Source organism: Bradyrhizobium canariense, assembly GCF_019402665.1.
Taxonomy (GTDB): Bacteria; Pseudomonadota; Alphaproteobacteria; order Rhizobiales; family Xanthobacteraceae; genus Bradyrhizobium; species Bradyrhizobium canariense.
Map to the genome: position 1 here is coordinate 1 of NZ_VSST01000149.1, position 798 is coordinate 798.

The window sequence follows — 798 nt, forward strand, 5'->3', positions numbered from 1 at the left end:
TGCGCTCGCAATGACGGTGATACTCACGCCGCCCCGTCGCGAAGCGGCGGGTGGTACGACAGCGCGGTGTCCCAGGGGAAGAATATCCATGTGTCCTGCGAGACTTCGGTGATGAAGGTATCGACCAGCGGACGTCCCTTCGGCTTGGCGTAGACGGTGGCGAAATGCGCATCGGGGAGCATCGCGCGCACCAGCTTGCCGGTCTTGCCGGTATCGACGAGGTCGTCGACGATCAGGAGCCCCTTGCCGGTGCCGCCGCCGAGCTTCATCACGTCTTCGGAGATGCCCTTCAGCACTTTGAGGTCGCCCTGTTTGTCGTGGTCGTAGCTGGCGATGCAGACCGTATCGATCACGCGCACGCCGAGCTCGCGGGCCACGATCGCAGCTGGCACAAGCCCGCCCCGGGTGATCGCGATCACCGCATGAAACGGACCAACCTCGTTGAGCCGCCAGGTCAGCGCCCGGCAATCCCGGTGGAACTGGTCCCACGAGACCGGAAAGGGGCGGCCCGCCCGTTCTTGCGGACTTAGTTCCGGTGCTTCAGCAGCCATTGTCGTCTCCTTCGTCTGCCGGCAGCTTGGTTGTTAGCGGCTGATATTCAATCCCGCCAGCATTGCCTTCACCGCGGCCATCGCCGCCGCCAACTTGTCCGCATCGCGCGAGCGCACCACCAGATTGGTGTTGGGCTTCTGCTCTTCATCCGTGAAGGGATAGCTGCCGATGATGGTGTCGGGATGTTCGGCGGCAATCGCCCGCAGCGGGCCGCCGATGTCGCCTTCCCGCGCATTGGCGCGGACC

At 64.5% G+C, this 798-nt stretch carries 1 protein-coding gene and 1 pseudogene; both read right to left on the bottom strand.

Annotated elements, in window-relative coordinates:
• Positions 1 to 23: 23 nt before the first annotated feature.
• On the bottom strand, positions 24 to 551 hold the full coding sequence (gene gpt / locus FXB41_RS40395; protein WP_219685723.1) for a xanthine phosphoribosyltransferase: 528 nt from the start codon (positions 549 to 551) through the stop codon (positions 24 to 26).
• A gap of 33 nt (positions 552 to 584) precedes the next feature.
• Positions 585 to 798 (bottom strand): annotated as a pseudogene (locus FXB41_RS40400) (competence/damage-inducible protein A); the annotation flags it as partial.